The organism is Shinella sp. NM-101 (genome assembly GCF_021401195.1).
Classification (GTDB): domain Bacteria; phylum Pseudomonadota; class Alphaproteobacteria; order Rhizobiales; family Rhizobiaceae; genus Shinella.
Window position 1 is genome coordinate 86,181 of sequence record NZ_JACBFT010000010.1, and the last position, 25,817, is coordinate 111,997.

25 protein-coding genes and 1 tRNA gene are annotated in these 25,817 nt (G+C 65.1%); 10 read left to right on the forward strand and 16 right to left on the reverse strand.

What is annotated here, in order from left to right:
- Nucleotides 1-6 precede the first annotated feature (6 nt).
- Together L0976_RS18765 and L0976_RS18770 are read right to left on the reverse strand one after the other, a co-directional pair.
- Nucleotides 7-1,224 (reverse strand): LL-diaminopimelate aminotransferase, encoded by a 1,218-nt coding sequence (locus L0976_RS18765; protein ID WP_203318799.1) that lies wholly within the window; start codon nucleotides 1,222-1,224, stop codon nucleotides 7-9.
- Nucleotides 1,225-1,398: 174 nt separating this feature from the next.
- Nucleotides 1,399-1,737 (reverse strand): SHOCT domain-containing protein, encoded by a 339-nt coding sequence (locus tag L0976_RS18770; RefSeq protein ID WP_203318798.1) that lies wholly within the window; start codon nucleotides 1,735-1,737, stop codon nucleotides 1,399-1,401.
- A 125-nt stretch (nucleotides 1,738-1,862) separates the two neighbouring features.
- On the opposite strand from L0976_RS18770, the gene L0976_RS18775 reads away from it, so the two are divergent.
- The 5 genes from L0976_RS18775 to sthA all read left to right on the forward strand — a co-directional run bounded on the left by L0976_RS18775 (nucleotide 1,863) and on the right by sthA (nucleotide 7,692).
- Nucleotides 1,863-3,719, forward strand: coding sequence for an alpha/beta hydrolase (locus L0976_RS18775; RefSeq protein ID WP_234188785.1), 1,857 nt, complete (start codon nucleotides 1,863-1,865; stop codon nucleotides 3,717-3,719).
- Nucleotides 3,720-3,725: 6 nt separating this feature from the next.
- Nucleotides 3,726-4,445 carry a DNA/RNA nuclease SfsA gene (gene sfsA, locus L0976_RS18780; RefSeq protein WP_234188787.1) on the forward strand — a complete coding sequence of 240 codons (720 nt, stop codon included), beginning with the start codon at nucleotides 3,726-3,728 and terminating at the stop codon, nucleotides 4,443-4,445.
- A 31-nt stretch (nucleotides 4,446-4,476) separates the two neighbouring features.
- On the forward strand, nucleotides 4,477-5,304 hold the full coding sequence (gene map, locus L0976_RS18785) for a type I methionyl aminopeptidase (protein ID WP_203318795.1): 828 nt from the start codon (nucleotides 4,477-4,479) through the stop codon (nucleotides 5,302-5,304).
- A gap of 7 nt (nucleotides 5,305-5,311) precedes the next feature.
- A complete protein-coding gene (gene radC / locus L0976_RS18790; protein WP_234188788.1) occupies nucleotides 5,312-6,151 on the forward strand; it encodes a DNA repair protein RadC in 840 nt (279 codons plus the stop codon).
- Between the two features lie 134 nt (nucleotides 6,152-6,285).
- Entirely contained in the window at nucleotides 6,286-7,692 is a 1,407-nt protein-coding gene (gene sthA / locus L0976_RS18795) for a Si-specific NAD(P)(+) transhydrogenase (protein ID WP_203318793.1), read from the forward strand.
- An 84-nt stretch (nucleotides 7,693-7,776) separates the two neighbouring features.
- On the opposite strand, the gene tig is transcribed toward sthA, so the two are convergent.
- From tig to L0976_RS18815, 4 genes are all read right to left on the reverse strand, one after another.
- Nucleotides 7,777-9,252, reverse strand: a complete 1,476-nt coding sequence (gene tig, locus L0976_RS18800) for a trigger factor (RefSeq protein ID WP_234188790.1) — start codon at nucleotides 9,250-9,252, stop codon at nucleotides 7,777-7,779.
- A 178-nt stretch (nucleotides 9,253-9,430) separates the two neighbouring features.
- Nucleotides 9,431-9,515: transfer RNA gene (locus tag L0976_RS18805), tRNA-Leu, on the reverse strand.
- 125 nt (nucleotides 9,516-9,640) lie between these two features.
- On the reverse strand, nucleotides 9,641-10,231 hold the full coding sequence (locus L0976_RS18810; RefSeq protein ID WP_234188791.1) for a GDYXXLXY domain-containing protein: 591 nt from the start codon (nucleotides 10,229-10,231) through the stop codon (nucleotides 9,641-9,643).
- A 3-nt stretch (nucleotides 10,232-10,234) separates the two neighbouring features.
- Nucleotides 10,235-11,338, reverse strand: a complete 1,104-nt coding sequence (locus L0976_RS18815) for a DUF2157 domain-containing protein (RefSeq protein WP_234188793.1) — start codon at nucleotides 11,336-11,338, stop codon at nucleotides 10,235-10,237.
- A 186-nt stretch (nucleotides 11,339-11,524) separates the two neighbouring features.
- Here L0976_RS18815 and L0976_RS18820 point away from each other — a divergent pair, with 186 nt between their 5' ends.
- The 4 genes from L0976_RS18820 to trmFO all read left to right on the forward strand — a co-directional run bounded on the left by L0976_RS18820 (nucleotide 11,525) and on the right by trmFO (nucleotide 14,635).
- Nucleotides 11,525-11,689, forward strand: coding sequence for a hypothetical protein (locus tag L0976_RS18820; RefSeq protein WP_234188794.1), 165 nt, complete (start codon nucleotides 11,525-11,527; stop codon nucleotides 11,687-11,689).
- 745 nt (nucleotides 11,690-12,434) lie between these two features.
- The gene (locus L0976_RS18825; RefSeq protein WP_203318789.1) at nucleotides 12,435-12,578 is read left to right on the forward strand and encodes a DUF1127 domain-containing protein; all 144 of its coding nucleotides are present in this window, start codon (nucleotides 12,435-12,437) and stop codon (nucleotides 12,576-12,578) included.
- 346 nt (nucleotides 12,579-12,924) lie between these two features.
- Entirely contained in the window at nucleotides 12,925-13,068 is a 144-nt protein-coding gene (locus tag L0976_RS18830) for a DUF1127 domain-containing protein (protein WP_119258352.1), read from the forward strand.
- A gap of 157 nt (nucleotides 13,069-13,225) precedes the next feature.
- Nucleotides 13,226-14,635 carry a methylenetetrahydrofolate--tRNA-(uracil(54)-C(5))-methyltransferase (FADH(2)-oxidizing) TrmFO gene (trmFO, locus tag L0976_RS18835; RefSeq protein WP_234188795.1) on the forward strand — a complete coding sequence of 470 codons (1,410 nt, stop codon included), beginning with the start codon at nucleotides 13,226-13,228 and terminating at the stop codon, nucleotides 14,633-14,635.
- 3 nt (nucleotides 14,636-14,638) lie between these two features.
- Here trmFO and L0976_RS18840 read toward each other — a convergent pair whose 3' ends face one another.
- The 5 genes from L0976_RS18840 to yajC all read right to left on the reverse strand — a co-directional run bounded on the left by L0976_RS18840 (nucleotide 14,639) and on the right by yajC (nucleotide 19,362).
- Nucleotides 14,639-15,091: a hypothetical protein gene (locus L0976_RS18840; protein ID WP_234188796.1), complete on the reverse strand. Its 453-nt coding sequence runs from the start codon at nucleotides 15,089-15,091 to the stop codon at nucleotides 14,639-14,641.
- 78 nt (nucleotides 15,092-15,169) lie between these two features.
- The gene (locus L0976_RS18845) at nucleotides 15,170-16,024 is read right to left on the reverse strand and encodes a phytoene/squalene synthase family protein (protein ID WP_234188797.1); all 855 of its coding nucleotides are present in this window, start codon (nucleotides 16,022-16,024) and stop codon (nucleotides 15,170-15,172) included.
- A 21-nt stretch (nucleotides 16,025-16,045) separates the two neighbouring features.
- Nucleotides 16,046-16,432 carry an Mth938-like domain-containing protein gene (locus L0976_RS18850; protein WP_234188798.1) on the reverse strand — a complete coding sequence of 129 codons (387 nt, stop codon included), beginning with the start codon at nucleotides 16,430-16,432 and terminating at the stop codon, nucleotides 16,046-16,048.
- Nucleotides 16,425-18,902 (reverse strand): protein translocase subunit SecD, encoded by a 2,478-nt coding sequence (secD, locus tag L0976_RS18855; RefSeq protein WP_234188799.1) that lies wholly within the window; start codon nucleotides 18,900-18,902, stop codon nucleotides 16,425-16,427. The genes L0976_RS18850 and secD overlap by 8 nt, the downstream gene beginning before the upstream one ends.
- A gap of 121 nt (nucleotides 18,903-19,023) precedes the next feature.
- Nucleotides 19,024-19,362 (reverse strand): preprotein translocase subunit YajC, encoded by a 339-nt coding sequence (gene yajC, locus L0976_RS18860; RefSeq protein ID WP_203318784.1) that lies wholly within the window; start codon nucleotides 19,360-19,362, stop codon nucleotides 19,024-19,026.
- Between the two features lie 182 nt (nucleotides 19,363-19,544).
- On the opposite strand from yajC, the gene L0976_RS18865 reads away from it, so the two are divergent.
- A complete protein-coding gene (locus L0976_RS18865; protein WP_234188800.1) occupies nucleotides 19,545-20,414 on the forward strand; it encodes an ATP-binding protein in 870 nt (289 codons plus the stop codon).
- A 48-nt stretch (nucleotides 20,415-20,462) separates the two neighbouring features.
- On the opposite strand, the gene L0976_RS18870 is transcribed toward L0976_RS18865, so the two are convergent.
- From L0976_RS18870 to serS, 5 genes are all read right to left on the reverse strand, one after another.
- Complete coding sequence (locus L0976_RS18870) at nucleotides 20,463-22,016, reverse strand: peptidoglycan DD-metalloendopeptidase family protein (protein WP_234188802.1); 1,554 nt, start codon at nucleotides 22,014-22,016, stop codon at nucleotides 20,463-20,465.
- A gap of 149 nt (nucleotides 22,017-22,165) precedes the next feature.
- The gene (locus L0976_RS18875; protein WP_234188804.1) at nucleotides 22,166-22,792 is read right to left on the reverse strand and encodes a biotin biosynthesis protein BioC; all 627 of its coding nucleotides are present in this window, start codon (nucleotides 22,790-22,792) and stop codon (nucleotides 22,166-22,168) included.
- A 261-nt stretch (nucleotides 22,793-23,053) separates the two neighbouring features.
- On the reverse strand, nucleotides 23,054-23,710 hold the full coding sequence (locus tag L0976_RS18880) for a protein-L-isoaspartate(D-aspartate) O-methyltransferase (RefSeq protein WP_203318780.1): 657 nt from the start codon (nucleotides 23,708-23,710) through the stop codon (nucleotides 23,054-23,056).
- The gene (gene surE / locus L0976_RS18885) at nucleotides 23,707-24,477 is read right to left on the reverse strand and encodes a 5'/3'-nucleotidase SurE (protein WP_234188805.1); all 771 of its coding nucleotides are present in this window, start codon (nucleotides 24,475-24,477) and stop codon (nucleotides 23,707-23,709) included. The genes L0976_RS18880 and surE overlap by 4 nt, the downstream gene beginning before the upstream one ends.
- 14 nt (nucleotides 24,478-24,491) lie before the next feature.
- Nucleotides 24,492-25,775, reverse strand: coding sequence for a serine--tRNA ligase (serS, locus tag L0976_RS18890; protein ID WP_203318778.1), 1,284 nt, complete (start codon nucleotides 25,773-25,775; stop codon nucleotides 24,492-24,494).
- Between the last annotated feature and the right edge of the window lie 42 nt (nucleotides 25,776-25,817).

The following is a 25,817-nucleotide window of genomic DNA, read 5'->3' on the forward strand; positions in this document are numbered from 1 at the left end:
ATTTCATTAGCGATGGGCGTTCAGCGAGATGACGTTGTGCATCGTCTCGTCGGCCGTGGAAAGGAACTTCTTAATATTGCGCGCAGCCTGGCGGATGCGGTGCTCGTTCTCGACCAGCGCGAGGCGGACGTAATCGTCGCCGAGCTCCCCGAAGCCGACGCCGGGAGCGACGGCGACATCCGCCTTCTCGACGAGCAGCTTGGAGAATTCCAGCGAGCCGAGATGGCGGAACTTTTCCGGGATCTTCGCCCAGGCGAACATGGTCGCCGCCGGCGGCGGCACTTCGAAGCCGGCCTTGCCGAAGGTCTCGACCATCACGTCGCGGCGGCGCTTGTAGACGTTGCGCACTTCCGCGATATCCGAGCCGTCGCCGTTCAGCGCATGGGTCGCGGCCACCTGGATCGGCGTGAAGGCGCCGTAATCGAGGTAGGACTTCACGCGGGTCAGCGCGGCGATCAGGCGCTCGTTGCCGACGGCAAAGCCCATGCGCCAGCCGGGCATGGAGAAGGTCTTCGACATGGAGGTGAATTCGACGGTGATGTCCATCGCGCCCGGCACTTCCAGCACGGACGGCGGCGGCGTGTCGTCGAAGTAGATTTCCGAATAGGCAAGGTCGGAGAGCACGATGATGTCGTGCTTCTTCGCAAAGGCGATGACGTCTTTGTAGAAATCGAGCGTGGCGACCTGGGCCGTCGGGTTCGACGGATAGTTGAGGATCAGCGCGAGCGGCTTCGGGATCGAGTGGCGCACGGCGCGCTCGAGCGGCGGGAAGAAGCTCTCGTCCGGCTCGACCGGGATGGAGCGGATGACCCCGCCGGTCATCAGGAAGCCGAAGGCGTGGATCGGATAGGTCGGGTTCGGGCAGAGGATGACGTCGCCCGGCGCGGTGATCGCCTGCGCCATGTTGGCGAAGCCTTCCTTGGAGCCCAGCGTCGCGACGACCTGCGTCTCCGGGTTCAGCTTCACACCGAAGCGGCGGGCGTAATAGGCGGCCTGCGCGCGGCGAAGGCCCGGAATGCCCTTGGAGGAGGAATAACGGTGCGTGCGCGGATCCTGGACCACCTCGCAGAGCTTGTCGACGATGGCCTTCGGCGTCGGCAGGTCGGGGTTGCCCATGCCAAGGTCGATGATGTCGGCGCCGCCCGCTCGCGCGCTTGCTTTCAAACGGTTGACCTGTTCGAAAACATATGGCGGCAGACGCCGGACCTTGTGAAACTCTTCCATCTTTTACCCCGTTGAGCGCGGAGCCCCTCCGGCGGCCTTGCCGGACGACGCAAAACTCCGCGCGTTTCAAGTACCGAGTAAGGGCGAAAGCGTTCGAAATGAAGGCGCTCCGCCCGCGCCGGCGGCCAAATGGCCGTCTTTCGCTTTGCTGCCAAACGGCAAGAAAGGCAAGCGCTATTTCTTGCCTTCAATCTCGGCGAGCGTCGCCTTGCCGTGGCTGTCGCGCAGCGCCTGCAATTCGGCAAGCTGCCGGCGATATTCGGCTTCCGAGATCGTCCCCGCCCTGCGGCGATTGGTCAGCGCGGTCAGGCTGGCGCTGTAGCTGGCCGCCTCCTCGTCGCTCATCTGCTGCGTCTCGGCGCTGACGATGGCGGTGATGTCGGGATAGACGGCCGCGCGGTTCGCACCGGCATTGACCGTGGAGGGCGCTTCCGACGAGGCGCAGGCGGCCAGAGCCGCCGGCACGGCGGCCAAGAGAAGAACGGCGCGGAAGCGCCTGAATTCGAAAGCCATGTGGCTGTATGCTCCTGTCGAAACGACGGGTTCCCGATCTTGCGGCGAAAGGCTGTCAGGCCCTTGTAATCTGTTTCGCAGAGAATGTAAAAATACAAAAGTAACAATACAATCGGGAGGAAGCCATGGCCGAGGACAGCAAAGCGGGCGAACGCGATGCGGCTGGCGACAAGCCCGGTTTCCAGCCCTTCGACCCCGCCGCGATCGAGCCCTACATCGTCAAGGATCCCGAGGCGCTGACGGTCAATCTCGCCCGAACCGTCGAACAGCTCGGCAAGGCCGCCTCCGCCTGGCTTGCCCCGCGCGAGACCGGCGAGAAGGTCGACACCGTCGCCGAGCCGATGGTCGACATGGTCAAGACGCTCTCCAGGGTCTCCGAATACTGGCTGGCGGACCCGCGCCGCACGCTCGAAGCGCAGACCATGCTGCTCGGCAGCTACTTCAACATCTGGTCGCGCACGCTCAGCAAGCTCGGCGGCAACGAGGTCGAGGACGCGCCCGATCCGCACGGCAAGGACAAGCGCTTCTCCGACGAGGACTGGGTGAAGAACCCGTTCTTCGATTTCCTGCGGCAGGTCTATTTCGTGACGTCCGACTGGGCGGAGAAGCTGGTGACCGATGCCGAGGGGCTCGACGAGCACACCCGCCACAAGGCCGGCTTCTATGTGAAGCAGATCGCCAGCGCCATCTCACCCTCCAACTTCATCACCACCAATCCGCAGCTCTACCGCGAGACGGTCGCCACCAACGGGGCGAACCTCGTGCGCGGCATGAAGATGCTGGCCGAGGATATCGCCGCCGGCCGGGGCGATCTCAAGCTGCGCCAGACGGATACCAGCAAGTTCGCCATCGGCGAGAACATGGCACTGACGCCGGGCAAGGTGCTGGCGCAGAGCGACGTCTGCCAGGTCATCCAGTACGACGCGACGACGGACAAGGTGCTGAAGCGCCCGCTCCTCATCTGCCCGCCCTGGATCAACAAGTTCTACATCCTCGACCTCAACCCGGCGAAATCCTTCATCAAATGGGCGGTCGACCAGGGCCATACGGTCTTCGTCATCTCCTGGGTGAACCCGGACGAGCGCCATGCGGACAAAGGCTGGGAAGCCTATGCCCGCGAAGGCGTCGGCTTCGCGCTGGACACGATCAAGCAGGCGACCGGCGAGGACGAGGTCAACGCCATCGGCTACTGCGTCGGCGGCACGCTGCTCGCCGCGACGCTGGCGCTGCATGCGAGGGAAGGCGACAGACGCATCCGCACCGCGACGCTCTTCACTACCCAGGTCGATTTCACCTTTGCCGGCGACCTCAAGGTCTTCGCCGACGAGGACCAGATCGATGCCATCGAGCGCGGCATGAAGGCGACGGGCTATCTCGACGGCTCCAAGATGGCGACCGCCTTCAACATGCTGCGCGCCTCCGAGCTGATCTGGCCCTATTTCGTCAACAACTACCTGAAGGGCCAGGAGCCGATGCCCTTCGACCTTCTCTATTGGAATTCAGATTCCACGCGAATGCCCGCCGCCAACCATTCGTTCTACCTGAGGAATTGTTATCTCAACAACACCCTCTCCAAGGGCGAAATGGTGCTGGCCGGCGAGAAGGTTTCGCTGAAGGACGTAAAGATCCCCATCTATAACCTCGCCACCAGGGAGGACCATATCGCCCCGGCGAAATCGGTCTTCGTGGGTAGCAAGTATTTCGGCGGCAAGGTCACCTATGTGATGGCCGGCTCCGGCCATATCGCCGGCGTCGTCAATCCGCCCGACAAGATGAAATACCAGTTCTGGACCGGCGGCCCGGTCAAGGGCGAATTCGAGGACTGGGTGAAGAAGGCCGACGAGACCCCCGGCTCCTGGTGGCCGCACTGGCACGAATGGATCAAGGCCGAGGACGACCGCCTGGTGCCGGCCCGCAAGACCGGCGGCACCATGAACTCCATCGAGGAAGCCCCCGGTTCCTATGTGCGCGTGCGTGCCTGACGTCCCATGAAGTTCGATCCGCCGCTCGTTTCCGGCACGCTCGTGCAACGCTACAAGCGCTTCCTCTTCGACGCCATCCTCGACGACGGGACGGCGATCACCGGCTCCTGCCCCAATACCGGCTCGATGCGCGGGCTGACCGCGCCCGGCTCGCGCATCTGGATGTCGGAAAGCGACAGCCCGACGCGCAAGCACCGCCACCGCCTCGAACTGGTGGAAGCGGACGACACCGTCGTCGGCATCAATACGGGCCTGCCGAATCGGCTGGCGGAGGAAGCGATCCTTGCCGGCCTCGTCGCCGATCTCGGCAGCTATCCGGTGCTGGAGCGGGAAAGGAAATACGGCCGCAATTCCCGCATCGACATCCTGCTTTCCGGCGATGCCCGCCCACCGGCCTATGTCGAGGTGAAGAACGTGCATTTCCGCCGTACGCCCGGCCTTGCCGAGTTTCCCGATACGGTGACGGCGCGCGGCGCAAAGCATCTCGAAGAGCTGGGCGACATGGCCGAGGCCGGCTTCCGCGCCGTCATGCTCTATCTCATCCAGCGCGAGGACTGCGATCTCTTCCGCATCTGCGCCGACCTCGACCCCATCTATGCCGGCGGCTTCCGCCGCGCGCTTTCGCGCGGCGTCGAGGCCTATGCGGTCAAATGTGCCGTTACACCCGGGCAAATCCGGCCTGTGGCATCGATCGCCATGGACGAACCCGGTGTCGCTGTTTTATGACGGTACGACAAAGACGAGTGAAAGTTCGACCATGGTGACGTATATCGACGCGACCTCCGCGCCGCTGAAGAACACGGGCGTGATCCGCCTCTACGATGCGGACGCCTTTGCCGGCATGCGCAAGGCCTGCCAGCTTACGGCCCGCTGCCTCGACGAGCTCTATCCGCTGGTCAAGCCGGGCGTCGCCACTGACGTCATCGACCGCTTCGTCTTCGAATTCGGCATGGATCACGGCGCCCTGCCCGCGACGCTGAACTACCGCGGCTATACGCGGTCCACCTGCACCTCGATCAACCACGTCGTCTGCCACGGCATCCCGAACGACAAGCCGCTGCGCGAGGGCGACATCGTCAATATCGACGTCACCTATATCCTCGACGGCTGGCACGGCGATTCGAGCCGCATGTATCCGGTCGGCGAGATCAAGCGCGCCGCCGAACGGCTGCTCGAAGTCACCCATGAATGCCTGATGCGCGGCATCGCCGCCGTCAGGCCCGGTGCGCGCACCGGCGCCATCGGCGAGGCGATCCAGGCCTATGCGGAAGCCGAGCGCTGCTCCGTCGTGCGCGACTTCTGCGGCCACGGCGTCGGCCGGCTCTTCCACGACGCCCCGAACATCCTGCATTACGGCCGCGCCAATGAAGGCCCGGAAATGAAGGAGGGCATGATCTTCACCATCGAGCCGATGATCAATCTTGGCCGCCCGCATGTGAAGGTGCTGTCCGACGGCTGGACGGCGGTCACGCGCGACCGTTCCCTCTCCGCCCAATACGAGCATACCGTCGGCGTCACCGCCGACGGCTGCGAGATCTTCACGCTGTCGCCCGGCGGCCTCGACCGCCCCGGCCTTCCCGCATAGGCTCCCCATGACAGGATCGCGCGGACGCTCGGACACCTCATCCACCGCCTCACCGGTGGATGACCCGGCGACTTCCGGCGACCTTTTCGGCGTAGAAGACGAGCGCGGCCACTTCTTCGAGCAGCCCGCGCGCACGGCTCCGGCCGCTCCCGCCGTTCCCGCAACGGCGGCGGAGGACAAGCACTATCACGGCCACCGCGAGCGCCTGCGCACCCGCTTCCGCGACAATGGCGACACGGCGCTCGCCGATTACGAGATCCTCGAACTGCTGCTCTTCCGCCTCATTCCCCGCCGCGACACCAAGCCGGTGGCCAAGGCCCTGCTCGACCGCTTCGGCACGCTGTCGGGCGTCTTCGGCGCAACGCCCGCGCTGCTGCAGGAGGTCAAGGGCATTGGCGAGGCCGTGGCGCTCGACCTCAAGCTCGTCTCCGCCGTCGCGCAGCGCACGCTGAAGAGCGAGATCCGCAACAAGACGGTGCTCGCCTCCTGGTCGTCGGTCATCCAGTATTGCCACGCGGCCATGGCGCACGAGCCGCGCGAGCAGTTCCGCATCCTCTTCCTCGACAAGCGCAACACGCTGATCGCCGACGAAGTCCAGGGCCGCGGCACGGTCGATCACACGCCCGTCTATCCGCGCGAAGTGGTGCGCCGTGCGCTGGAACTCTCGTCGACGGCCATCATCCTCGTCCACAACCATCCCTCCGGCGACCCGACCCCGTCGCGGGCAGACATCGACATGACGAAGACGATCGTGGAAACTGCCCGTCCGCTTGGTATCACGGTGCACGACCACATCATCATCGGCAAGGACGGGCACGCCAGTCTCAAGGGCTTGAGACTGATGTAAACCGCGAGATGGAGTGGGCGATCCTTCATCCGTTTGAAACGGTTTGCTGCCACTTTCCGTTGACGAAAACTGACCGGCGAAGACAATTGCTGCAACGCAATACGATTCTGGCCGGACAAGACTGGGACACACGCATGCAGGAATTCGATCTCGTCGTCGTGGGCAGCGGCCCCGCAGGCCGCCGCGGCGCCATCCAGGCGGCAAAGCTCGGGCGCAAGGTTCTCGTCATCGAGCAGGGAAAGCGCGTCGGCGGCGTGTCCGTGCATACCGGCACGATCCCGTCCAAGACGCTGCGCGAAACCGCGCTCAACCTCTCCGGCTGGCGCGAGCGCGGCTTCTACGGCCGCGCCTATCGCGTGAAGCAGGAGATCAGCGCCGACGACCTGCGCCGCCGCCTGCTCATCACGCTGGACCACGAGGTGGAGGTGCTGGAGCACCAGTTCGCCCGCAACCGCGTGCAGCACATACGCGGCAAGGCGAAGTTCCTGACGCCCGAGACGATGGAGATCGTCAAGGAAGACGGCGAGACCATCCAGGTCGGCGCCAAGAGCATCATGCTCGCCGTCGGCACGAAGCCCTACCGCCCGGACAGCATCCCCTTCGACGGCGAAAGCGTGCTCGACAGCGACGAGCTGCTCGACATCAAGGAACTGCCGCGCTCCATGGCCGTCATCGGCGCGGGCGTCATCGGCATCGAATATGCCACCATCTTCTCCGCGCTCGACACGCAGGTGACGGTGATCGACCCGAAGCCGACGATCCTCGACTTCATCGACCGCGAGATCGTCGAAGACTTCATCTACGAGCTGCGCGACCGCAACATGAAGCTCATCCTCGGCCAGAAGGCCGACAAGGTGGTGAAGCTCCCCAATGGCAAATGCGAGATCACGCTGGACAACGGCCGCCATGTCACCTGCGAGATGGTGCTCTATGCCGCCGGCCGCGTCGGCGCGACGGACAGCCTCAATCTTGCCGCCGCGGGCCTCACCGCCGATCCACGCGGCCGCCTCAGCGTCAACCCGGAGACGTTCCAGACCGAAGTGCCGCATATCTACGCCGCGGGCGACGTCGTCGGTTTCCCGAGCCTTGCCTCGACCTCCATGGAGCAGGGCCGCATCGCCGCCCGGGTAGCCGTCGGCGCGATCGCCAAGGAACCTCCGAAATACTTCCCCTACGGCATCTACGCCGTGCCGGAGATTTCCACCTGCGGCCTGACCGAGGAAGAGGTGAAGGAGCGCGGCATTCCCTATGAATGCGGCATGGCCCGTTTCCGCGAAACCTCGCGCGGCCACATCATGGGCCTCAATTCCGGCCTGCTGAAGATGATCTTCTCGCTGAAGACGCGCCGCCTGCTCGGCGTGCATATCGTCGGCGAAGGCGCGACCGAGCTCGTCCATATCGGCCAGGCCGTGCTGAACCTGAAGGGCACCGTCGAATATTTCGTCGAGAACACCTTCAACTACCCGACGCTCGCCGAAGCCTACAAGATCGCCGGCCTCGATGCCTGGAACCGCATGGGTGACCTTTCGCAAAAGGAATAGGCCGCCGCGCCGGCGCTTCCCGTTGCCCGAATGCAAAAAGGCCGCCCGGTGGGCGGCCTTTCCGTATGCGATGTGAAGAACCGATTACTCGGCGTCGCCTTCGGCGGCCTTCTTCTTGGCCGGGGCCTTCTTCTTCGGAGCGGCTTCCTCGCCTTCAGCAGCTTCGGCCTTGGCGGCAGCCTTCTTCTTCGGCGCGGCCTTCTTGGCTTCCTTCTCGGAACCCTCTTCGTCGTCAGCCATCAGCTCGTCCTTGGAAACGGTCTTGTCCGTTACCTTGATCTCGCCGAGCAGGTGATCGACGACCTTCTCTTCGAAGATCGGGGCGCGCAGCGAAGCGGCGGCGCCGGGAGTCTTCTGGAAGTATTCGAGGATCTGCTTTTCCTGGCCCGGGAACTGGCGGAGCTGCTGGAAGAGCGACTGCTGCATTTCCTCGTCCGACACCTGGACGGCGGCCTTCTCGCCGATTTCCGAGAGGACGAGGCCGAGGCGGACGCGGCGTTCGGCGAGCTTGCGATATTCCTCGCGAGCGGCCTCTTCCGTCGTGTCTTCGTCGGCGAAGGTCTTGCCGGACTGGGCGAGGTCCGTGTTGATCTGGCGCCAGATGTTCTCGAACTCGGCGTCGACCAGGCGTTCCGGCGTGTCGAACTTGTACATCTCGTCGAGCTGGTCGAGGATCTGACGCTTGACCTTCTGGCGGGTGACCGAGCCGTACTGGCTTTCGATCTGGCCGCGGACGATCTCGCGCAGCTTGTCGGCCGATTCGAGGCCGAGCTTGGAAGCGAGCTCGTCGTTGATCTCGATGTCGGTGGCGGCGGCGACTTCCTTGACGTTGATGTCGAAGGTGGCTTCCTTGCCGGCGAGGTTCGCAGCCGGGTAATCGGCCGGGAAGGTAACGGTGATGACCTTCTCGTCACCGGCCTTCAGGCCGACGAGCTGCTCTTCGAAGCCCGGGATGAAGCGGTTGGAACCGATGACGAGCTCGGCGTCCTCGTCCTTGCCGCCGTCGAAGGCAACGCCGTCGACCTTGCCGAGATAGTCGATGGTGACGCGGTCGCCGTCGGCGGCCTTGCCCTTCTTCGTCTCGTAGGAGCGGGCGCTTTCGGCGATCTTGAGGATCTGCTCGTCGACTTCCTTGGCGTCGACCTCGACGACTTCGCGCGTGACGGCGATGCCGGAGTTATCCTTCAGCTCGATGGCCGGGATGACTTCGTAGGACAGCGTGAACTCGAAATCAGCTTCGCCGTTGAGGATCTTTTCCGCTTCGGCCTGGTCCTCGGTCATCGCGACTTCCGGCTGCGTTGCGGACTTTTCGCCGCGCTCGGAGAGAATCGCGGACGGACGGTCGCGAACGATCTCGTTGACCAGTTCGGCCATCACGGACTTGCCGTACATCTTCTTGAGATGGGCGAACGGCACCTTGCCCGGACGGAAGCCGTTGATGCGGACACGGCCCTTCACGTCTTCAAGACGCTCGTTCATCTGAGCTTCCATGTCCTTGGCCGGGATGACGACCTTGATTTCGCGCTTCAGCCCTTCAGCGAGCGTTTCGATAACCTGCATGTTCAAACCTTCATTTCGAGTTGGCGGTGCTCAAACCGGCCTTCCGGTTATGGCGAGCACCCCGCCGGTCCATTTGCCGGCAGTGGCTTTACTGAATTCGGTGGCCTTTTGGCAAGCAAAATGGCGCTCTCAATGCTCCACAGGACGCGGAAACCTCCATTTCCACGTCTGGTGGCTCTGGTGCGGGTAGAGAGACTTGAACTCCCACGCCTTGCGGCACCAGAACCTAAATCTGGCGTGTCTACCAATTTCACCATACCCGCGTCTCAGAAACCGATTTGCCACAGGGGGCAAGGCCGCTCCCGTGGCGCCTTCCGAGCGCGGCGTCTCTATATCACCCGTTTTCCGCGGATCAAAGGAAAAATGCCGCCATCCCGGTGTTCGCGCCTCAATAAAGCGGTTCATCGTAGACCGGCTCGCCCCTCAGAATCAGCCGGGCGATCTGCGGCGTGCCGTCCGTGGCAACGCGCGCCTCCACCTCCAGTTCCTCCTGGTTGCGGGCATCCTCCAGCACCCTGCCCTCGCCCTCCGGTACATAATAGCGCTCGATGCCGTACTGCACGAAGAGCGTTTCGGGGAGGCCGTCGGCGGCAGAGGTATAGAGAGTGAGCGGCAGCGTGCGCAGGATGACGCTGCCCTCCTCCGGCGCAAGGGGAGCGAAACTCGCCTGCGTCGCCGTCCACAGGCCGTCCGCACTGGGCTTCACGCGGACGAAAAGGCGCTGGCGCGTGCCGGCCTGCGGTACCCCGCCGGTGACGATCGACTTCGGGATGGCGGAGATGGGATAGGAGAGCGTCACGAAATCGCCGCGCAGCAGGTCGCGCGGATCGACGGGCATCGTCCTGAGACGGATGTCCGTGCCGTTGCGCAGGATCGAAGCACGGCTCTCGACCATGTAGCCGATCACGGCCGTCTGGAGCGCGGCCGCGACAATGGCGGCGACGAGCGGCGGGAGACGGAAGAAGCTGGATGCGGTCATGGTTCAGGCCTCCACCTTCGTTGCGGCCTTGGAAAGGCGCTGTTCCAGCTTGATGACCGCCCAGGCGATCAGCGCAACCACCAGGCCTGCGACAAGGAAGAAGCCCGACGTGCCGATGATCGAGCCGATCGTTTCGGAGGCAAGATAGAGCGTCTCGGCGGCGAAGGCGGCATAGCCGAGATAGCGAACCGCGCCGTTCTCCTTGCCTGACAGTGCGATGCCGGCGATGGCGGCGCCAAGCGTGACGATACCGACGAAGAGCCGGTCCGCCACGCCGCCGAACTCGGAATGCAGGACGAAGAGGCCGAGCAGCAGCACGAGGTAGGAATAGAAGGCCGGGGCCGCGCCGGCGCTGCGGGCGAGCACATGAAGCGGTGACTGCGGCAGCGTGGCGGCAAGATAGGCGATCGCGCCGAAAGCGGTGATGGCCATGGCGACGACGGCCGCTTCGCTTTCGCCGTAGAGATAGCCCAGCCAGACGACGAGCAGCAGATAGGCAAGATGGCGGACGCGGTCGGCGCCCGTATAGCGCACGAGCAGGATGACGATCACCGCCATGAGCGGCATCAGCCACAGCAGCACCGTATCGTCGACGCTGTAGGATTGCGTCCAGTCGGCGCCCGCCACGACGAAGGCGAGGAAGCCGGCGACCGCGGTGACCGCGCCGGAGCGGAAGAGCGCGGCGGCCGTCACCGCGCCGGCGAACCACACGAGCGCCGCCTGGAACGCATCGCCGGACAGGTGATACATCTGCCCGACCAGCGCAATGGCACCGCCGAAGGCGAGCGTGCCGAGCACGAGGAAGGCCGCGGCGAGCCGCTCCGCCCCGCGCAGGATCAGCACGCCGCCCGCAAGATAAGAACCCCATATCAGCGCCGCGATGCCGAGAAGGCGGGCGAGGCGCGGAATGATCTCCCAGTTGGCGGCGACGAGCAGGAGCACGGCGGCCGAGACGAGGAGGGCGGCGATGATCATCAGCACGCGGCCGAGGCTGAAGGCGCTTTCGCGGGAATCGTATTCGTCGAGCAGCCTTCCGGCCGTCCCGGTGTCGATCAGGCCCTGCGCCGTCCAGAGTTTGAGATCGCGCTCAAGCCTGCCCCTGTACATCTGTTCCCTCTCCGTTCGCCTTCCACCACGCCGAACGGGACGATTCCCGCCGTGTCAATGGCGACGATACAGAGACGGCAGAAATTCGCAATCGGAGCAAAATTCCGAATTTTGGGCAATTATTCACCGCGATACGCTTGAAACGACGCCGCCGACCGCCAAGATTAACGGGAAATAAAGAAATCCATGATAAATCTGACCATGAAACGGCCGATCGGCCACCCGATTGAGGACATGCAGCGCACGCATATCATCCATGCCCATATTGCACTGCACAAAATCGGGAAGCGCGGCTATAGTGCAGACATCGGATCAGAAATGATCCAGCCCGGAAATCGAGGCGCCGCGTAAAGTAGGGCGACCGAGGAACGGGAGGGCGGATTGGTCGAACGCCCGGCATGATGCCTCAGACCCGATGTTCCGGAAACGGGCTCGACAGGAATTCGGAGCGACGCACTCCTCCTCCCAGCGTCTCTCCGATGCGATTGGCAACACTCCTCCTCCCAGTTGCCAATCATCATTATGACGCCCGCTGGATCTCCTCCCCCAGCGGGCGTTATTCTTTGCGCCAGACGCATGGCGAAACGACCCCCACACACAGAATGCCGCCGATTTCCGGCTTTTCCGCCTAATCCCCGAGCAGACGCATCCGAGCCGCGCGCGCCACATGCATCGTTTGCATGGGTGCCATTCCAATCGAGCGCTACCGCTGTCCGCCACCGCCGGCTAGAAAGAACCCGTCAGCCGGCGACGCACTCCTCCTCCCAGCGTCCCCGGCGGGATTGGCAGCCCCTCCTCCTCCCAAGCTGCCAATCGAGATCAGCAACGCCCGCCGGACCTCCTCCCCCGGCGGGCGTTGCTTTTTGCGCTGCATTCAAGCGCTGACGCATAGCGGCATTAACCTTTGTGGCGAAATGCACGGAATTCAGCCAGAATTTTGCCGAAATTTCCGCTTGACATGCATGAAACGCATAGGTGCCGTGCCATTCGAGCGCTGTTCATTTCGCCAGCGCAGCGTATATTCCAAATCAACAGATCGGGGCGGCGCCAAGGACGAGCGGCCGCCCAGCAGGAAGCCCAAGAAAGGGGTAAAGACATGAACCTGGCACGCTCTTTCAACAACTGGCGCAAGTACCGTCAGACCGTCAACGAACTCGGCCGCATGACGGACCGTGAACTTCGCGACCTCGGCATCGGCCGCAGCGATATTCCCTACATCGCCCGCAAGGCCACCAACTAAGCCGGACGATCCCTCGGGATCCTCATTCGAACGCCCTTCGGCCTCCCGCCGGAGGGCGTTTTCGTTTTCTCTCTTTTTTGCGGTGCACAATGTCACAGATCGTCATCTGCGACAAAAAGACCAGCCTTCCCTTCCTTACGGGCGGAATTGCTATTTGTCTGAAACTTCGGCGCTTTCCGCCTCTTCTGCATGCAGCCGGCGCAACTGCCTCATCCGTGGTCGTCTTATTGCACAAATGCATAGCAGATGCATTTTCTTTGCACTGCACATAGACAAGGATGTCGATTATATAAGCCTCAAGAGCCGGTGGGAGAGACCTTTCGGCCAACACTTCGAGGATAGAACCATGAACCCGATCCGCATCGCCAAGAACTGGATTTCCTACCGCCGCACCCTGAACGAACTCGGCAACCTGTCGAACCACACGCTCTCGGACATCGGCCTGACCCGCTACGACATCCGCGACATCGCTTCGCGCTCGTTCCGCTAAGACATCGCCGGTTTCCGCCGCTGCGGCCGGAAACGGCGACGCGCGGGGAACGCTTCAAACGGCACCATCCGGTGCCGTTTTTGATTCCGGGATGCCACCCACGCGCACAGCGCGCTTTTCCTTGGAATGCGGCGGGCTCCATGGTAACCAACCGCCCATGACACAGCCCTCTTCCACTGCTCCCATCCATGTCGTCGGCGGCGGCCTTGCCGGCTCGGAAGCCGCCTGGCAGATCGCCGAAACCGGCATTCCCGTCGTCCTGCATGAAATGCGCGGCGTGCGCGGCACGGATGCCCACAAGACGGACGGCCTTGCCGAGCTCGTCTGCTCCAACTCCTTCCGCTCGGACGATGCCGCCAGCAATGCCGTCGGCGTGCTGCACGCCGAAATGCGCCTTGCCGGCTCGCTGATCATGCGCTCGGCCGACGCCAACCAGGTGCCGGCCGGCGGGGCGCTCGCCGTCGACCGCGAGGGCTTTTCCGCCGCCGTGACGGCCGCGCTCGAAAGCCACCCGCTGATCACGATCCTGCGCGAGGAAGTCACGGGCCTTCCGCCGGAGGAATGGGACCAGGCGATCATCGCCACCGGCCCGCTCACCGCGCCCGTGCTGGCCGAAGCCATCCAGGCGCGCACCGGCGCCGATTCGCTCGCCTTCTTCGATGCGATCGCGCCGATCCTGCACACGCACAGCATCGACATGGACATCTGCTGGTACCAGTCGCGCTACGACAAGGTCGGCCCCGGCGGCACGGGCAAGGACTATATCAACTGCCCGTTGGACGAGGCGCAGTACAACGCCTTCATCGACGCGCTGATCGCCGGCGACACGACCGGCTTCAAGGAATGGGAAGGCACGCCCTATTTCGACGGCTGCCTGCCGATCGAGGTGATGGCGGAGCGCGGCCGCGAGACGCTGCGCCACGGTCCGATGAAGCCCATGGGCCTCACCAATGCGCATAACCCGACGGTCAAGCCCTACGCTGTCGTGCAGCTGCGCCAGGACAATGCGCTCGGCACGCTCTACAACATGGTCGGCTTCCAGACGAAGCTGAAATACGGCGCACAGGCCGAGATCTTCCGCCTCATTCCCGGCCTGGAGAACGCGGAATTCGCCCGCCTCGGCGGCCTCCACCGCAACACCTACATCAATTCGCCGACGCTGCTCGACCGGTCGCTTGCGCTGAAAGGGCGGCCGGGCCTGCGCTTTGCCGGCCAGATCACCGGCTGCGAGGGCTATGTGGAGAGCGCCAGCATCGGCCTGCTTGCCGGCCGGTTCGCCGCCGCCGAGCGTCGCGGGGAGACGCCGTCCCTGCCGCCGGAGACGACGGCCTTCGGCGCGCTGCTGAACCACATAACGGGCGGGCACATCGTTTCCGACGACGAGCCCGGAAAGCGCTCGTTCCAGCCTATGAACATCAATTTCGGCCTTTTCCCGCCGCTGGAGCCGGGCGCGGTGACGAGGCCGGAGGGCATGAAGCGGTTCCGCGGCAAGGACAAGGCGCTCGCCAAGAAACAGGCGACCGCCGCCCGCGCGCTGGACGACTGCGCCCGCTGGCTTGCGGGCTGAAAATCAGCCCGGCTGGCCGACGATCCGCGGGTTCTGCCCGGCAAGGCCGGGCATGAAGCTGCCGAGCAGCCAGAGCGAGACCTCGGCGGCCTCCTTCTCGTCCCGGAACTCGAACATGCCGCCCTCGAAGGCGGCATTGGAGAACTTGACGTTCAGCCGTTTCGGACCGGCGCTGGTGACGTGCACCATGCCGGGCTCGATGAGGTGGCAGGAATAGTGGTGGCCATGCGCGTTCATGCAGCCCGCCTTGCCGTCATGCAGGCGCAGGAAGACCGTGCGGCCGTTCGCCGTGCTGATGACGGCGCGAATCGCCTCCTCCGGGAAGGCGCGGCCGAACTCCAGGATGGCGAGCCCGGCATCGCCCGCCATCTCGATCTCCTCGTTGCGCTTGCGGAAGCTCTGCCGGAAGATCAGGCCGGCCAGCAGCAGGCAGGCGATTGTGATGGTCCAGAGCATCGACTCCACTCCTCCACGAAAACTATCCCGTCGCTGTAGCGTACAAGGCTTGCGCCAGTTTTGCGCTTCCTCGGCTTTTCAGAAGGGACCGCGCCGCAGCGCCCGCCACATCCGCCATTGCCGCCGCCACTGGGGCGGCTGAAGAACGCGCTCGAGCGTCGCCGCGCCTGCCTTTTCCGCCGCCGCCAGTATAGGCGGAACGAGGGCGGCTGGCAAAAAGGCCGGCCGATTCGCCACCGAAACGCCGTTTGCGGCGCGCGCCTTGGCAAAATGCTCGCGTCCCAAGCCGACGAAAGCCGCGATGGCACGGCCGGCGGCGGCCTTGTCGCTGCCGTCGAGAAGGGTCTCAGGGGTCAGGCCGGTGGCGGCCAGAAGGTCGGCCGGCAGGTAGACCTGACCGCGCCGCCGGTGGATCGGCAGCATGAGCAGGATACCGGCAACCGTCTGCGCGACGCCGGCATGGCCGGCCGCCTCCGCCGAACCCGGCGCGCCTTGCGGATCGAGGATCAGGCTCGCGAGCTGGATCAGCGCCGAGGCCGTTTCGCCGGCATAGCCTTCCAGCGACGCGCGGCTCTCCATCGGGTCGTTGTAGAGGTCGAAGATGCGCGCCTCGATCATGTCCGTCAGCACGGCGACGGGCAGCCTGTGCTCCTCGACGCAGGCCATGAGCCCGGCAGCAAGCGGATTGGCGATTGCATCGCCCCCCGGCGCGCCCTCCAGCAGATCGCGCCACCATTGCAGGCGGATCTCGCCGGGCAGCGGCTCGCGCACGACGTCGCGCACGCGGGCGATCTCCGCATTGAAGGCATAGAGCGCGGCGAGAGCGCCGCGCTTTTCCTCCGGGGCCAGCAAGCAGGCAAGGTAGCGGTCGCGATCGGTGTCGCGCAGCACCGTCAGGCAGTGCGCATAGGTCTCTTGTCTCTTGTCGGTCACGTCGAAAGAACCGCCTTCCGGTCACACGGCGATGAGCGCGGCGGCAACCGCGCGGTTTTCGGCCAGCATGACGTTGAACGTGCGCACGGCGGCGCCCGTGCTCATCGGATCGGAGCTGATCCTGCGCTCGCGCAGCGCTGCCTTGATTTCCGCCGGGAGCGGACGGATTTCCTTGCCGGTGCCGACGAGCAGGACCTCGATCCCGTCCGCCTCGTCCAGCACGCGCTGCAGGTCGGCCAAAGTCAGCGGTGTCTCTTCCGTCTTATCCCAGCCGTGGACGCCGGACGGCAGGCAGAGGATGGAGCCGCGATGCGACATGTCGGCAAAGCGGAAACCGCCATTGCCATATGCGTCGATCGGCGCACGCCCGGGGAAATGCGCCTCCCGGATTTCGATGCCTTTAGCCATTGGCTCCCGTCGCCTCCGCGACCGATCCCTTGCCGCCCTTGCCCGGGCGATAGCGCTCCGGCCGCAGACGGAACAGGATGAGGATCGGTCCGGCAATGTAGATAGAGGAGATCGTGCCGATCGCCACCCCGAAAAGCAGCGTCAGCGCGAAGGTGCGGATCGCCTCTCCGCCGAAGAACGCGAGCGCGGCAAGCGCGATCAGCGTCGTCGCCGAGGTGAGCAAGGTGCGCGAGAGCGTGCGGTTGATCGCGTCGTCGATGAGGATGGGCAGCGGCATGCGCTTGAAATGCCGGAGATTCTCGCGGATCCGGTCGTAGACGACAATCGTGTCGTTCAGCGAATAGCCGGCGACCGTCAAGAGCGCGGCGACGGCGCTGATGTTGAACTCGATATTGGCTATGGCCAGGAAGCCGAGCGTGAAGAACACGTCATGGGCAAGCGCGATCACCGCGCCGATGGCGAAATGCCATTCGAATCGGATCCAGATATAGGCGACGAGCGCGAGGAGCCCCGCGACGAAGCCGAGCGTCGCCGTATCGATCAGCTCGCCGGAAATGGCCGGGCCGACCACTTCGACACGGCGGAAGTCATAGGCATCCTCCAGCTCGCCGCGCGCGATCAGCACCGAGGTCTGCTCGGCGTTCTCGCCCCCGCCCTGCGAACTCAGACGCACCAGCGCCCGGCGGGCGCTGCCGTGGGTGTCGACGCTCTGGACATTAATGCCGGCGTCGGCAAGACGCGCCGAAATATCGAAAAGATCGACGGTGCCGGACTTGGCCTGGATTTCCACCGCCGCGCCGCCGGTGAAATCGATGCCGAGCCTCAACTCGCCGACGACCAGCAGGCCGGCAATGACGAGGGAGAGCGCGGCCGTCGCCAGGAACACCACGTTGCGGACTGCCATGAAGCGCAGGTTGAGCCGGTCGAAAATGCCGGTGCGCACGCCCTTCGGCAGATGCGTGGGCTTGCTGCGGCGAAGCCAGGCGCGCACGAGGCGCCGGGTGACCGTGAACGTCGTGAAGATGGTCGCGAGAAGGCCGATACCGACGGCGAGCGCGAAGGCGCGCACCGGCGTTGCCGAGAGCAGGAAGAGCACGGCAACCGCGATCAGCATCGTCGCGGACGAATCGTAGACGGTCGCCCGCGCCCGGCCGAAACCGACGGTGACGGCATCGCGCAGCGCCCGGCCGTTCTTCGTCTCCTCCCGCATGCGTTCGAAAATCAGCACACTGGCATCGACCGCAAGCCCGACGGTGAGGACCACGCCCGCGATCATCGACAGCGAGATCGGCAGGCCGATGAGTGCGAGGATAGCGAAGGTCAGCAGGACGTTGAAGAACAGCGACAGCGACGCGATGACGCCGAGGATGCCGTAGAAGAACGTCATGAAGGCGACCACCGCCGCCACGGCGACCACGAGCGCGAGCACCACCGTTGCGACCGAGGTGGTGCCGAGAGCGGGCTCGATGGAGCGCTCCTCGATGATGGTGAGCGGCGCGGGCAGCGGGCCGCTGGCGACGATGCGCGCGATATTCGCCGCGCCCTGCGCGTCGAAATCGCCGGAAAGCCGGCCGACGCCGTCGGTGATGGCGCCCTGGATCTGCGAGGTGGAGATGACCTGGTCGTCGAGCAGGATGGCGATGGTGCGGCCGGCATTGTCGCGGGTGAAAGCGGCAAGGCGGTCGGCCGCCTCGCCCTTGAGGACGAACTCGACCACGGGCTCGCCGTCGGCGGCCGGCTGCGCCGACGCCACGTCCACGGCGGTAAAGAGGTCTTCCTGCCTGACAAGATAGCCTTCCGGCGGCTCTTCGGCCGAGTACAGCACTTCCGAGCCCGCCGGCGGGCCGTTCTCGATGGCCGTGCTGACCGGCATGCTGTCGTCGACGATCCGGGCTGAAAGCCGCCCGACGGTCGCCAGCATGTCCTTGACGCGTTGCGGATCGGTCAGGCCCGGCATCGAGACGACGATGCGGTCGTGCTCGCCGCGAGCGACGAGCAGGGACGGGATGCCGAGGCTCTCGACACGGCGGCGCACCGCATCGACGGCGCCGAGCGAGGCTTCGCTGATGAATTCGTCGACCGCCGCAGCCGGCAGCAAGATGCGGAACCGGCCGCCTTCCGGCTCGCCGAGCGCACCGAGGCCAAGGCCCGAGAGGGTCTGGCGTGCCGCATCGATCCGGTCGGGCGCCGTCACGGTCACTTCGATCGTGCCATCCGCACCGTTGAGGTCGCTGTAGGGAACGCGCGCGGCGCGAAGGGCGTTGCCGATCGTGTCCACGGCTGCGCGCAGCCGATCGGCGGCGATGTCGGTGCGGGAGACCTCCAGGACAAGGCGCGAGCCGCCCGTAAGGTCGAGGCCGGGGACGAGGCGATGGGCGGCCAGCCAGCCCGGGAGCCCGGCGGCCATGCGTGCCGGCAGGAGGCTCGGCAAGACGAGAAGAAGGCTCGCCACGAGGACGAGCCAGAGCAAGAAAGTCTTCCAGCGGGCGGATTGCAGCATCGCGGTCTCGGCTAAGGTTCGGCGGCAATGCCGGCTGAAAACCAGTCGGGCCGCCGGCCGAGCCTATCCCCGACCGGCCGGCAGGCCAAGCTTATTCCTTGACGGGTTCGCCCTTGACGCGGACTTCGCTGATGCCGCTGCGAACGACGCGCACCTTCACACCCTCGGCGACCTCCACTTCGAGCTCGTTGTCGTCGACCACCTTGGTGACCTTGCCGACGATGCCGCCGCCGGTCACGACCTGATCGCCGCGGCGGATGTTCTTCAGGAGCTCTGCCCGGCGCTTCATGGTCGCGCGCTGCGGGCGGATGATGAGGAAGTACATCACCACGAAGATCAGCAGGAACGGCAGGATCGACATGAGAATGTCTGCGCCGCCCCCTGCCGCGCCGGGTGCCGCCGTCTGTGCGAAGGCCTCGGTAATGAACATCAGCTACTCCTTGAAATCTTGGTTTTGCGCGGCCGGAGGGGCCATTTCGGTTGCCGGAATATAGGCAAGCCCACCTTTAATGCAACACACGAGACTGAGAAGCGCTCGGTTTTCAAGCACTTTCCCCCTTTTCGGCCCCCGCCGGCGCATGCTACCCGGCAGGGCGCACAAGGAGAGAGACATTGCAGGAAGATCACGTCAAGCTTCTGCTGGCCGAAATCGGCCGCATCACCGCCGCACTGGAACGCCTCGCCGGCCCGGCCGCCGCCGTCAACGACTGGGACGCCGCCGACGTCTTCGTCTGGGCGCCCGCACGCCTTCAGGTGCAGCCCGTCAAGCGGCCGAACCGCATCGACATCGAGCTCATCCGCGGCGTGGAGCATGTGCGCGACATCCTCGTCGACAACACCGTCCGCTTCGCCAGGGGCCTGCCGGCCAACAACGTGCTCCTGTGGGGCGCGCGCGGCATGGGCAAGTCGTCGCTCGTCAAGTCCGTGCATGCGCTTGCCGCGAAGGAAACGGGGGCCAAGCTGAAGCTCGTGGAGGTGCACCGCGAGGACATCGCGACCCTGCCGGCGCTTCTCGACATCCTCAAGGAAGTGCCCTTCCCCGTCATCCTCTTCTGCGACGACCTGTCCTTCGACCACGACGACACGTCCTACAAGTCGCTGAAGGCGGCGCTCGACGGCGGCGTGGAAGGCAGGCCGGACAACGTGCTGCTCTATGCGACGTCAAACCGCCGGCATCTCCTGCCGCGCAACATGATCGAGAACGAGCAGTCGACGGCGATCAACCCGTCCGAGGCGGTGGAGGAAAAGGTCTCGCTCTCCGACCGATTCGGCCTCTGGCTCGGCTTCTACAAGTGCAGCCAGGCGGAGTATATCGAGATGATCGACGGCTATGCCAGCCATTTCGGGCTCGACCTGCCGCAGGAGCAACTGCACGCCGAGGCCCTCGAATGGGCCACCACCCGCGGCTCGCGCTCCGGCCGCGTCGCCTGGCAATATGTGCAGGACCTCGCCGGCCGCCTCGGCAAGTCGCTGGCAAAATGAAAAGGCCCGGCAAGCCGGGCCTCTCAACCGTGGCCTGCCGGACCGATCCTATTCCAGGAAGGTCATCGGGTTGACCGGGGTCGCGTTCTTGCGCACCTCGAAATGCACCTTCGGGCGGGTGGCATTGCCGCTCATGCCCGAGGAGGCGACCGTCTGGCCGCGCTGGATCTTCTGGCCGCGCTGCACGTTCAGTTCGCCGGCATGGCCGTAGACCGTGACCGTGCCGTCGTCGTGGCGGACGAGAACCGCGTTGCCGAGTTCCTTCAGGCTGCTGCCGGCATAGATGACGACGCCGTTCTCGGCGGCCTTGATGGGCGTGCCCTCGGGAACGGAGATGTCGATGCCGTCGTTGCGGTTGCCGTCGACATTGGCGCCGTAGCCGGCGATGACCGCGCCGCGCACCGGCCAGCGATACTTGCCGATGCCGGTGGCTTCCGGCGCGGCGTCCGTCACGTCGGACTTTTCCGTGGCTTCCTTCACCGAGACCGTCTTGACCGGCGCCTTGTAGGCTTCCGGCTTCTTTTCGGCCGCATCGAGCTTCTTGCTGACGGGCACAGATGCGGTCACGGTCCTGTCGGTCGCGGCTTCGCCGGCGGCCGGGATGACCAGCTTCTGGCCGATGCGGATCGACGCGGTCTGCATGCCGTTCGCCTTCTTCAGCGCCTCGACCGAAACACCGTTGCTGCGGGCGATCTTGGCGAGCGAATCGCCCGGCTGCACCTCGTAGCCGCCCTTGCCCTTGCCCTCGCCGGCATCGGCGAGGTTGGAATTCGCATGGCCGCTTTCCGACTTCACCTTGTCACGGGTGGAGGTGCCGGGCAGGATCGCGACCTTCTGCTCGCCGCTGCGCTCGGGCGCCGGCAGCCTGTTGTCAACCTTCAGCGTGCTGTCGGTGGAGGCCTTGGCCGCGCTTGCCGTCGTGCTGAAGGTGGGAATGACGATCTTCTGGCCCGGCTCGGCGTCCGAGGCGCGCTTCAGGCCGTTGGCGGCGAGGATTTCCTTCTCCGGCACGCCGTAGCGCTTGGCGAGCGTCGTGACGCTCTCGCCCTGGCGAAGCATGACGACCGGCGCGTTGTTCGTCGACCAGCCGGCCTTGCTCTTGACGGTCCCCGTCGTGAGCGTGTCCTCGACGATCGGCTTTGCCTTGCGCGGCGGCATCTCCTGCCCGAGCGAGGCCTGGCGTTCGGCCGCACGGCTGGCGGTGGGATCGGCCAGTTCGCCGCGCTGGACGCTCATCGGTGTGGTCGCCAGGCGCGTGCCGGAACCGGTGGTCGTCGAGGTGTTGATCGGATCGTAGGAGACGTTGCCCTGACCGGGGAACGGCTGGTTCAGCGCCTCGCTGCGGGAGCCCATCTGGCCGCCGGAGGCATATTGCTGCCCGCCGTTGCCGATATCGCCGCGCGGAACAGGATTGGCGTTGCCGCCGAAAAGCGTGCGGCGGGGGACCGAGCTCGTGGTCATGTTATCCTGACCGGAGCTGGAAAAAAGGCCGCCGAAGCGGCTTGCGTCCGAGCTGCACCCGGTCGCGACGCTTGCCAGCAGGGCTGCCGCCATAAGGCGGGTCGCGGTCCTACCAAAACTCGGCGATACACTCTTACGCATGAAACTACCCAATCGGTACGCTACTTGATTTAGACCGATTAAAGCGCGTTAGAGTTACTGCCCGGTTAAAGCCGGACGTTTCGCAATTTTTTTTGATGAATTGATAACCATGGCGCCTTCGCGCCGTGGCTCGATGACGGCGGACGGGGTCAGAAACCGGTCGCGTACATGGCGTCGGCGCGCGAGATCCGGCCGGCGACACGGGCGGCGTTCTCGAAGTCGCCCTGCCCCGGCTGGAAGATCGCCGAAATGGGCGTGGCGCGCCGGGCCGTCCGTTCGCCGGCGCTCGTCGCATTCTCCAGGGCGCTGCCGGGCACCGTCATGTCGAGCGCGCTTTCGTTGTAGGCGATGGCGCGCAGGGCGGCGATCGCCGGCTCGCGGGTTCCGGCATAGCGGGCGCTGCCCTGGTCCTGCGGCGGCATGCTGTCGTAATATTCGATATAGGCGCGATAGTAGGCCTTGCGGTCGCCCTCGTCGAGGAAATGACCGTAGGCGGCATATTCGCGCTTTTCGAGTTCCGTCGTTTCGAGATTGTCGCGCTCGGCCGCGGTCAGCGCGGGCTGATTGTAAGCGATCTCTTCCTTCGCAACGCTCAGCACCAGCAGCGCGTCCACCGACAGGCCGACATGGGCCGAGGGATCGTAGCTGCCGCCTGCAAGTTGCGCGCTCGAACCGGCCTCGGCATTCTCCTCGACGGCCGCGCCGGCAGCCCTCGTCGCCAGATAAGCGAGGCTGTCGCCGGTAGAACCGCTTGCGATCCTGTTCGAGACGTACATTTCCCTCTCCATCGGAACGGCCGAACCCGCTGGGAAACCGGCGTTCCACGCGGAACCTTCTGCTTCGCTTTCCGGCCTACGCCCCGAAGCTTGCGCGAGGCTTGCGCAAATTAACAAAAGGTTAACGCGCTGTATTCGTGCGGAGAATCCGTGCCCTGCGTGCAGCGACTGGAGGAGGATGCGTGGATTTGCGCAAAAAAAGCCGCGGACTCAGCGGGCGAATGCCTGCCGAGCCGGGCAAATCGACGATGGGAAACGAATCTAGAGGGCCTGCGCCATCTGGGAGACGATGGGCAGGTAGGGTACCGCGAAAAGGTCTTCGCGGTCGAAGCGGCTGCCGGTCTTCACCAGCTTCAGCATGCGGCACTCGGTATCGCTCACCATGACCGGCGCGATCAGCATGCCGCCGGACACGAGCTGCTCGGCGAAGAAGCGGGGCAAGGCGGGAAAGGCGGCGGTGACGAGGATGCGGTCGAAGGTGCCCTCGCCCGGCATGCCGTTGCTGCCGTCGGCCTGGCGCACGATGACGTTGCGGATGCCCGCCTTCTCGATGGACTGCTGCGCATTGGTGACGAGCGTGCGGTAGCGGTCGATCGTCAGCACCCGTTCCGTCAGCCGCCCCATGACGGCGGCGGTGAAGCCGCTGCCGGTGCCGACCTCCAGCACGCGCTGGCCGGCCTTGAGGCTGAGGAGATTGAGCAGGCGGACCGCAAGGTCGATGCCCTCGATGAAAGAGCCGCAATCGAGCGGCAGGAGACGTCTGGAATAGGCCTCGCCCGCGAACTGCGGCGGCACGAAGAGCGTGCGCGGCGTCTGTTCGACAGCCGTCAGAAGGTCGAGATTGTTGATGCCCTCGCCGCGCAGGCGCAAGGCCAGCGCGGCAAAACCTTCCTTCTCGATCACCCGGCCCGTGCTCAATCGTCGCCCTTTCCGCTGAGTGCGCGCTTCACGCGATCCAGCACGGTATAGTCCGTGAGGTCGAGCTTGAGCGGCGTGACCGAGATCTTGTGGTTCTTCACGGCATGGATGTCGGTGCCCGAGCGGAAGTCGCCCTTGCGCTCGCCGAAACGCAGCCAGTAATAGGGAAAGCCGCGGCCGTCGGCGCGCTCTTCGATCGTCAGGCCGAAATCGAGCTTGCCCTGGCTCGTCACCTCGACGCCCTGCAACTCCTTGGGAGGGCAGTTCGGGAAGTTCAGGTTGAAGAACGTCCAGTCCGGCAGTTCCACGTCCATCAACTGGCGGATGAGGTTCGGGGCAAAGCTCTCCGCCACTTCCCACGGCACGACGCGGCCGCCGGCATGGTTGTAGGCCTGGCTCAGCGCCATCGACTTGATGCCCTGCAGCGTCCCCTCGATGGCGCCGGCGATGGTGCCGGAATAGGTGACGTCGTCGGCCATGTTGGCGCCGGCATTGACGCCCGAAAGAACGAGGTCCGGCTTCCTGTCGAGCACCTCGCGCACGCCCATGATGACGCAGTCCGTCGGCGTGCCGCGCAGTGCGAAGCGCTTGTCGTCGATCCTGCGCAGGCGCAGCGGCTCGGAGAGGGTCAGCGAATGCGCAAGGCCGCTCTGGTCCGTCTCCGGCGCCACGACCCAGACGTCGTCAGTGAGTTCACGCGCGATCCGTTCGAGGACCGCCAGGCCCTCGGCGTGGATTCCGTCGTCGTTGGTCAGAAGGATGCGCATTCCGTTCCCCCGCCTCAGGCGGCCTTCTCGATCTTCGTGAGCCCGCCCATATAGGGAAGCAGGACCTCCGGCACAGTCACCGAACCGTCGGCATTGAGGTAATTCTCCACCACCGCGATCAGCGCGCGACCGACCGCCGTGCCCGAGCCGTTCAGCGTATGGACGAAGCGCGTCGCCTTCTCGTCCTTGCCGCGATAGCGCGCATTCATGCGGCGCGCCTGGAAATCGCCGCAGACCGAGCAGGAGGAGATTTCGCGGAACGTGTCCTGTCCCGGCAGCCAGACTTCGAGGTCGTAGGTCTTGCGGGCGCCGAAGCCCATGTCGCCGGTGCAGAGCGTCATGACGCGGTAGTGCAGGCCGAGGCGCTTCAGCACCTCCTCCGCGCAGGCCGTCATGCGCTCCAGCTCGTCGATCGAGCTGTCCGCATCGGTGATCGAGACCATCTCGCACTTCATGAACTGGTGCTGGCGCAGCATGCCGCGCGTGTCGCGGCCCGACGAGCCGGCTTCCGAACGGAAGCACGGCGTCAGCGCGGTGAAGCGCAGCGGCAGCTTCTCCTGGTCGAGGATTTCCTCGCGCACGAGATTGGTGAGCGAGACTTCCGCGGTCGGGATCAGCCAGCGGCCGTCCGTGGTGCGGAAGAGGTCTTCGGAAAATTTCGGGAGCTGGCCGGTGCCGTACATGGCGTCGTCACGCACGAGGAGCGGCGCGTGGACTTCCGTATAGCCGTGCTCCTGCGTGTGCATGTCGATCATGAACTGGCCGAGCGCGCGTTCGAGGCGCGCGAGCTGGCCCTTCAGCACCGTGAAGCGCGAGCCGGCGATCCTTGCGGCCGCCTCGAAATCCATCCACCCAAGCGCCTCGCCGATGTCGAAGTGCTCCAGCGCCTTGTGGTTCCAGCCGGGCTTGTTGCCCCATTTGCGCGTCTCGACATTGCCCGCCTCGTCCGAGCCGACCGGCACGTCGTCGAGGGGGATGTTCGGGATGCGCGACAGGGCGTCATTGAGCTCGGCCGTCACCTGGCGCTCCTCCTCCTCGGCGGCTGGGAGCTGGTCCTTGATCGCCGACACCTCGGCCTTCAGCTTCTCGGCGAGCTCGGTATTCTTGCCGGCCATCGCCGCGCCGATCTCCTTGGAGGCGGCGTTGCGGCGCGACTGCATGTCCTGCGCCTTCTGGATGACGCTGCGGCGCCTCTCGTCGAGGTCGATCAGCGTCCGGGCGAGAGGGCTCGCACCGCGCTTGGCGAGAGCGGCATCGAGGGCGTCGGCGTTGTCGCGGATCCATTTTATATCAAGCATCGTCGTTCCAGGCGTTTTCCGTGGATGAAACCCGACGGCGCC